Origin of the sequence: Rhodococcus sp. TAF43, from assembly GCF_052113525.1 — a bacterium.
Taxonomy (GTDB): Bacteria; Actinomycetota; Actinomycetes; order Mycobacteriales; family Mycobacteriaceae; genus Prescottella.
The window spans coordinates 1-6,692 of sequence record NZ_JBFRDL010000094.1 but is presented as its reverse complement, the minus strand read 5'-3'; the positions used below and the strand labels follow the sequence as shown (position 1 = coordinate 6,692).

Annotated in this window: 8 protein-coding genes and 2 pseudogenes; 2 read left to right on the top strand and 8 right to left on the bottom strand. The window is 65.0% G+C overall.

Going from position 1 to position 6,692, the window contains the following annotated elements:
* From AB4Z09_RS28595 to AB4Z09_RS28580, 4 genes and pseudogenes are all read right to left on the bottom strand, one after another.
* Positions 1-221: pseudogene (locus AB4Z09_RS28595) on the bottom strand (IS701 family transposase); the annotation flags it as partial.
* Positions 222-370: 149 nt separating this feature from the next.
* Positions 371-856 (bottom strand): hypothetical protein, encoded by a 486-nt coding sequence (locus AB4Z09_RS28590; protein ID WP_442241332.1) that lies wholly within the window; start codon positions 854-856, stop codon positions 371-373.
* Positions 857-896: 40 nt separating this feature from the next.
* On the bottom strand, positions 897-3,023 hold the full coding sequence (locus AB4Z09_RS28585; RefSeq protein WP_442241331.1) for a hypothetical protein: 2,127 nt from the start codon (positions 3,021-3,023) through the stop codon (positions 897-899).
* The gene (locus AB4Z09_RS28580) at positions 3,020-3,238 is read right to left on the bottom strand and encodes a hypothetical protein (RefSeq protein ID WP_442241330.1); all 219 of its coding nucleotides are present in this window, start codon (positions 3,236-3,238) and stop codon (positions 3,020-3,022) included. Before AB4Z09_RS28580 ends, AB4Z09_RS28585 begins: the two co-directional genes overlap by 4 nt.
* Before the next feature lie 144 nt (positions 3,239-3,382).
* Between AB4Z09_RS28580 and AB4Z09_RS28575 the strand changes: the two genes are divergently transcribed.
* The gene (locus tag AB4Z09_RS28575) at positions 3,383-3,520 is read left to right on the top strand and encodes a hypothetical protein (RefSeq protein WP_442241329.1); all 138 of its coding nucleotides are present in this window, start codon (positions 3,383-3,385) and stop codon (positions 3,518-3,520) included.
* Between the two features lie 7 nt (positions 3,521-3,527).
* Here the strand turns inward: AB4Z09_RS28575 and AB4Z09_RS28570 are convergent, their stop codons facing one another.
* The 4 genes from AB4Z09_RS28570 to AB4Z09_RS28555 all read right to left on the bottom strand — a co-directional run bounded on the left by AB4Z09_RS28570 (position 3,528) and on the right by AB4Z09_RS28555 (position 6,321).
* Complete coding sequence (locus tag AB4Z09_RS28570) at positions 3,528-4,160, bottom strand: hypothetical protein (RefSeq protein WP_442241328.1); 633 nt, start codon at positions 4,158-4,160, stop codon at positions 3,528-3,530.
* Positions 4,161-4,217: 57 nt separating this feature from the next.
* Positions 4,218-4,544: a hypothetical protein gene (locus tag AB4Z09_RS28565; RefSeq protein WP_442241327.1), complete on the bottom strand. Its 327-nt coding sequence runs from the start codon at positions 4,542-4,544 to the stop codon at positions 4,218-4,220.
* A 45-nt stretch (positions 4,545-4,589) separates the two neighbouring features.
* Positions 4,590-5,147 (bottom strand): MspA family porin, encoded by a 558-nt coding sequence (locus tag AB4Z09_RS28560; RefSeq protein ID WP_442241326.1) that lies wholly within the window; start codon positions 5,145-5,147, stop codon positions 4,590-4,592.
* Positions 5,144-6,321, bottom strand: a protein-coding gene (locus AB4Z09_RS28555) for an IS3 family transposase (RefSeq protein ID WP_442241325.1) whose coding sequence is annotated in 2 segments (ribosomal slippage) — positions 5,144-6,034 and positions 6,037-6,321 — 1,176 coding nt in all. Because the reading frame shifts where the segments join, the coding sequence is not laid out codon by codon here. The genes AB4Z09_RS28560 and AB4Z09_RS28555 overlap by 4 nt, the downstream gene beginning before the upstream one ends.
* 137 nt (positions 6,322-6,458) lie before the next feature.
* Between AB4Z09_RS28555 and AB4Z09_RS28550 the strand changes: the two are divergent.
* Positions 6,459-6,692, top strand: a pseudogene (locus AB4Z09_RS28550) (hypothetical protein); the annotation flags it as partial.

The following is a 6,692-nucleotide window of genomic DNA, read 5'->3' as shown; positions in this document are numbered from 1 at the left end:
CCGTCGACGTCCCAGTCCGCCCGCCGCAGCAACCGCTGCATCCCGTCCGGGCTCACCTCACCGGCGCGCTCGGCCAGCGTCCACCCGTTCTTCCGTTCCAGACCCGCAACCAAACCCGAGACATACTCACGCACCCGGCTGCGTGGCTCCGCCCGCGCAAACCGGCCAGATACCCGCTCATGCAACGCATCCAGCTCCGCAGCAACCACATCGACAACCACTCAACAAGTATCGACCACCTGTCAAGCAAGTGCCGTTGCAGTACTAGTCCCGGTAGGCAGCAGCGAGTTCGACTCGGACCTGTTCTGCTGTCTTGTCGTCGGCCCTTGATACCTGAGATATGTCACGGACATCCGCCGCACGCGGCTTGTCAGTCAGTATTCTCCTCATAGAACGCGTTGAGATCGAACTCGCGCAACTGGTATAGGTGTGGATCGACGGACCCCGTCCGGCACCACTCGAAGAAGATTGCGGCAGCTTCGTCCGCGGTGAAGACTTCACCGGCATACACGTGCAATCTGTTCCGTCCCTCGTGGAACGGGATCTCGATGCCGGGCTCGCCGACACGCGCACCCGGCCGACCCACCACGTAGAGCTGGTAGGTATCACCGACGAGGAGTCGGACCTCGACAGACATCGCATCGGCTGATCCCGCGGCCTGAATGTACACCTGGTCCATCAGTGCCTTTTCCTCCGCGGAGAGGTCTTCGAAGTAGCGGCCTTCAGGAACCTTCGACACCGTCAGGGTCGAACGCGTCAGCCCATCAAATCTGTTCAGCGGCCGCGTGAACTTATATGCCGAATCCACTCGGCGTGAGATCGATCGATGACCGCCAGAATATTCGAACTTGAACATGCAGATCTCCCGTCGCGACGTTTGCTCTATCTAGTTAGATCTACCACTTCAGATCTACCACTTCAGTGATCTCGATAGGCTTCCCGTGCAGTGTGGCTCGTGCCGGGTTGTCCGGGGAGACCAGGTCATCGAACTCACGCTGCTTAGCGTTCTTTCCTGCAGTGTTGCTCTTCACCTCGTAGCCTGTATACGTTCCATCTGGATTCTTCGAAAGGCCATCGTAGTAGCGGCCTTGAGTGGCGCCCTCAACACGGGCTTTGACCTGATCTCGTTCGATTCTAATTCCCTCTATTGCCTCTTCCTCGTCGAGGGCGGCCTTCTCGGCTTCCTTGCCACTGCGGCCGTCATTTCCATCCGCGTATCGTCCGAAAACATCGCGGCCGTCGCCGCGGTCGAGTGCCATTCCGACGAGAAGCAAAGCACCAGCCCCAACTGCGAGCGCAGCCGCGGCGGGAAGACCGACGCCCGTTTCCGAAGTGCCTATAGCCCCTACGGCAAGCACGCCGGCGGCACGCTTCAGAGAGTCACCGAGGGTGCCAACTTCTGGCGCGATCCCTCCATCCGCGGCGTTTTCCTCGATCACCTGCTCCTGAAACTCAGCGAGTTGTCTGAGGGCTCCAAGGGCACTGTCGGACGGGATGTCGTCAGGACCTTGCAGTGCAGTCGGCGGCGCCGGGTTGTCAGTCTCAGTCCCCACCAATGCGTTTCCCCAGCTGTCCGGGGTGACGGGCACGCCCTGGTCCTGCTGCCCGGCATCACGGATCTCGGCGAGCGCGGTACCGGACGGGATGTCGTCAGGACCTTGCAGTGCAGTCGGCGGGACCGGGTTGTCAGTCTCAGTCCCCGCCAATGCGTTTCCCCAGCTGTCCGGGGTGGCGGGCACGCCCTGGTCCTGCTGCCCGGCATCACGGATCTCGGCGAGCGCGGTACCGGACGGGATGTCGTCAGGACCTTGCAGTGCGGTCGGCGGGACCGGGTTGTCCGTCTCGACATCCAGCAACACGTTTGCCATGGTGTCCGGCGTCGCCGCCACGCCCCCGCCGGAGTTGCCGCCCTTGGTCTGCTTGGTGGGTTTGTCGGTGCCTTTGCCAGCGGTGGTGTTGTCGTCGCCGAGGACGGGCCATCGGGTGTCGGGACCGGGGCGGATGATCTGGTAGAGGCGGCCGTTCCGGATTTCGTACCAGGTGGGGACCGGGGCGCCGGTCTTGTCGTACGCCCACGCGGGCGCAACCGTGCCGATGATGGCGCCGGTGGCGTCGATGATGCTGACAGTGCCGTCGGGGTTGATCTCCAGTCGGCCACCGGGCGGAGCAGTGGTCGACATGGCGTGATCGGTAGGGCTGTCCGGGTCGTTCATCAGGACATAGGTGATATGCCCGCCGTCGGGTTTAGGGACCTCGACAACCAGATGCCCACCCGGCGACAGAGCGGTCAAGGGTTCGGCGACAGTCCCGACAACCTGAGAAAGCACAGCCTCCGGTGTGGACGCAGATCGCGGGCGGCGCATCCCGGCCGCCGCAGCCAGAGCCGCTCCAGCAACCAGAAGCAGCTCAATGACATTGCTGTCGCCACCACTCTTGTCGGCCGTCGCGGACGGATCTGGCCGGTGCTCACCGGATACCTGATCGGCCTGTACCGGCGCAGCAGGTGTCGATGACGGCGTCTGGTCCGCAGGTGGCGCGGAAGAAGTGGTGGGCGCCCGACTGCCAGGGACGATCGTGTTCGGGGCCGTCGACGCCCCGCTCTCACGCTGATCGGCCGGGTTCCCGCCCCTCGTTTGCGGCGGCGGTACAGGGAGGCCGGGGACAGGCACGATGTCGGTGCCGTTGTAGCGCGGCATCAGCGWCGGCGCGTTCGCCCCGACCTGCAGACCCGGCCCGGCCTGCCCCGTCTGACCTGGCTGCCCCGGCAGCGGCGTTGCGGTCGTGGGAGTCTCGGGGCCCGGGCCGATACACGGGTTGATCGGCTCCGGCGGAATCGGAGCCCCGGGAGGAAGATTCGCGATCAGATCGAGCCAGATCCGATGATCCCGATCCCGGACCGCCTGACAGTCCTCCTCCGGCGTCGCCACCGCGGCAGGCGGAACAGCCGCACCGATCGCGAGCGCCGCGAATCCCGCCGCGGCGATGCTCGCGCCCCACCGCGCCACACGGAGCCGCCGATTCACCGGCCCGCCTCCCGGTTCTTCGAGGCCATGTTCTTGACGAGGGTGTCCACACCCCACCAGAACAGCCGCCCGGCGATCGACATCACCAGGAAGAACCCGAGATACACCCACACCTGACCGTGCTCGCTCGCCCACGTCGAGACCCTGTCCAGGTTCGCGAACACCACCACCAACACCGCGAGACCGGCCAGCAGCGATAGTGCCGCTCGGGTCATCACTGAGGTTGCGCCACCGGAAGCCGCATCGCCGCTCGTGCGTGAGGTGGCTGTGGACCGGCGGTCGGCTTCGTCGCGGCTGCGATCCGCCTGGGTGTGACTCGTGGTTCGCGTCATCGTCAGTTTCCCCCTGATGTTCGGTCAATGTCGTATGGCGGCGACTGGGTCGCCGCACAGCGCGTGTTGGAGCTGTCGCAGCTCGCCGCGACCGGCACCGATCGCGCCGAGCACCGCTGCGATCGGCCGGCTACCCCGGTGTGGCGGCGTGACCTGCGGCGGTGAGGGTGGGTCAGCCGGTTTTCGCGACCGCGATCCGGAAGAGCGCGTCGAACTCTTCACCTGCTTGCGCGCTCGATTCCGTTGAGGTCTGCTCGAGCATCACGCGATATGGTCCCACCCACGCGTAGCCGACGGTCCTGAATGATGCAGTAGGAGAGGACGTATCACCGGTCAGCCGTGAGGTGACCTCCACCCGTTGCCGATAGACGATCGATTCGTCCGCGCGCAGGTCCGACGGCGCATCCGTCCGGGTCGTTTCCGTCACCGTCGAGTCCACCACCACACCGCCAACCATCCGCTCGGTCGTGACGATCGCGCACGGCCCAGAGAGCATTCGATCGACCAGAGTCCGGGTCTCGCTGTCCCCCTTCGCAACCGCAGCGACGTAGACACTCCCAGTGGCGGTCTGTGCGTTCACCGCTGCCTGTGCGGCAGTGCTTCCGATCCGCGCCTGCTCCTCACGGGGCTGCTTACACTCGGCCGGATCGAACGTGGTGATTGCGATCGCGTCGGTGAGCTGCTGCCCGTACTCCTGCGGATCGGGTACGACGTAATACTGCGAACCCGCCGGGAAGTCGGACTCGGCCAAGGTCAACCCCTGCAGATCCCCGGGGCTCCGCCGCATCCGTCGCCCCGCCGTCATTCGCGCACCCCGAGGCCAGCAGACCCAAACCGAGCACGACCGCAACAGCACGGCGGCTCACCGGCCCGACCCCGGCTTCCAGGCAGCCGCCTGCTTGACCAGGGTGTCCATACCCCACCAGAACAAGCGGCCAGCGATCGACATCACCAGGAAAAACCCGAGATACACCCACACCGGACCGTGCTCGGCCGCCCACACCGCGACCCGATCCAGACTCGCGAACACCACCACCAGCACTACGAGACCCGCCACCAGCGCCGCCGCGGCGCGCTCGAGTCGGGTGTTGTCGCTCCCTGTAGGGGTGTTTGACGCCGAGTCTCCCACTGAGCGATCGTCGTTCATCTCCGTGTTGGTGTCGTGCGCGTGTGTCATGGCATGCGTCATCGACAGACCTCCCCCGTCTCCGAAGTTCCCCAAATACCCCGTAGGTCAGAGCCAGGTCGGCTCGGAATACACGTACACGCTGTCATCCGACGTGGCGGTCGAAGCCGCGAGCATCGAGTACGAGCGAATCGACACCGCACCGAAACAACCGTCGACCTTCACATGCAGGTTCGAGGTACTCACCGACGCCCTCGCACCCTCGAGATCCTTCTTACCGAGCGGGATCGTGGTGATCGTGCCGAGCTTGACCTGCGCCGAGATCGACGGACCGATGTTCGCGTTCAACCCCGCATTCGGGCCCGTCATCGAGATACCGACACTCGGACCGATCGTCATCGCCAAACCCGCTGTCACACCGGACGACACATCGACAGCGCAACCGACCTGCAGACCCTGCTCGATATAGCCGGTCCGCACCGCAGCCGTCCCCGAACCGGTGATCGTGCCCGTCGTCTTCGACGACAAGAAACCCTCACGGGTGAACCGCGACGCAGCCAGATTCGGAACCGGGTTCGCCGACAACTCCGTCGCCGACACCCCCAACACCCAACCATCATCGGTGGTCTTGGGACTGCTGCAAGATCGGGTGACAGGTTCGGTCACGCAGCCTGAGTGGCTGGTGTGGTCATGATGGTCTCGTATTCGACGGGGGTCAATTTGCCGAGCCTGGCTTGGCGTCGGCGGCGGTGGTAGGTCCGTTCGATCCAGGTGACGATCGCGATCCGAAGGTCGTTACGGGTCGCCCATGGCTGGCGGTCGAGGACGTTCTTCTGCAGCAGGGCGAAGAACGATTCCATCGCGGCGTTGTCGCCGCAGGCGCCGACTCGGCCCATCGATCCGACCATCGCGTGCCGGCCGAGGGCGTGGACGAATTTCCGTGAACGGAACTGCGATCCGCGGTCGCTGTGAACCACGCAGCCGGCCACCGGATCACCGGCCGCGGCCCGGCGGGCGACGGCCGAGTCGAGGGCGTCGACCGCGAGTCGGGCCTTCATCTTCGAGTCGATGGAGTAGCCGACGATTCGGTTCGAGTGCACGTCCTTGATCGCGCACAGGTAGAGCTTGCCCTCGCCGGTGTGATGCTCGGTGATATCTGTGAGCCACAACCGATTCCGCTCATCGGCGGTGAAGTTCCGGGCGACGAGATCGGCGTGGACCGGCGGACCGGAACGGACGTTTTTGGTGCCGCGCTTCTTGCCGAACGAGCTCCACCACTTGTTAGCCGAACAGATCCGCCACCCGGTGCGCGGTGCCATCGTCTGGCCTGCGTCGGCGGCTTCGTCGACGAGGAACCGGTAACCGAATTCGGGGTCGTCGCGGTGAGCGTCGAACAGTGCGTTGGCCCTGTACGCCTCGTCGAGCTCGGCAGCGGTCACCGGTGCGGCCAGCCACCGGTAGTAAGGCTGACGTGCGATTCTGAGGACCCTGCACGTCACCGCGACGGGAATGCCGTCGGCGGCCAACTCGCGGACGAGCGGGTAGATCATTTTCCCGGCAGGTTCGCCTGCGACAGATACGCCGCGGCCCGGCGCAGGACCTCGTTCTCCTGTTCGAGCAGCCGGATCCGTTTCCGAGCCTCGCGCAGCTCGGCGTTCTCACTTGTGGTGGTTCCTGGCTTGACGCCGTCCTCGACGTCGGCGGCCTTCATCCAGTTCGCCAGGCAGGACTCGCTGATCCCGAAATCAGCGGCGATCCGCTTCAGCTGCTGGCCCGGTTCGCGATTGCGGGCCACGCGGACGACGTCGTCACGGAACTCCTTGGGATACGGCTTCGGCACAGGGCACATCCTTCCAGCAGTGCCTTCCGGCACCACAGATCAGATGTCACCTATTCGTGCAGCAGTCCCTAACCCCCCGCCGGCCCCGAGCGGAACACGGCATCCCCGCAGGTCGCGGCACGATATACCGTGCCCTCATGCCCACAACCCTGCGCCGCACCATCCGATACGGCGCCCTCGCCATCGCCGCTGTGCTCGCCGCCGGGGTCCTGTACACGATGTTCGTCTACCGCAGCATCAACATCTTCACCCCACCCGAACAGATCGAATCCCTCGGCAAGACATACCAACTCAGCAACCTCCCCTCACTGACCCTCGAAGAGATCCACCAACGACACCCACCCAGCCACCGCGAGCACTACACCCTCGAC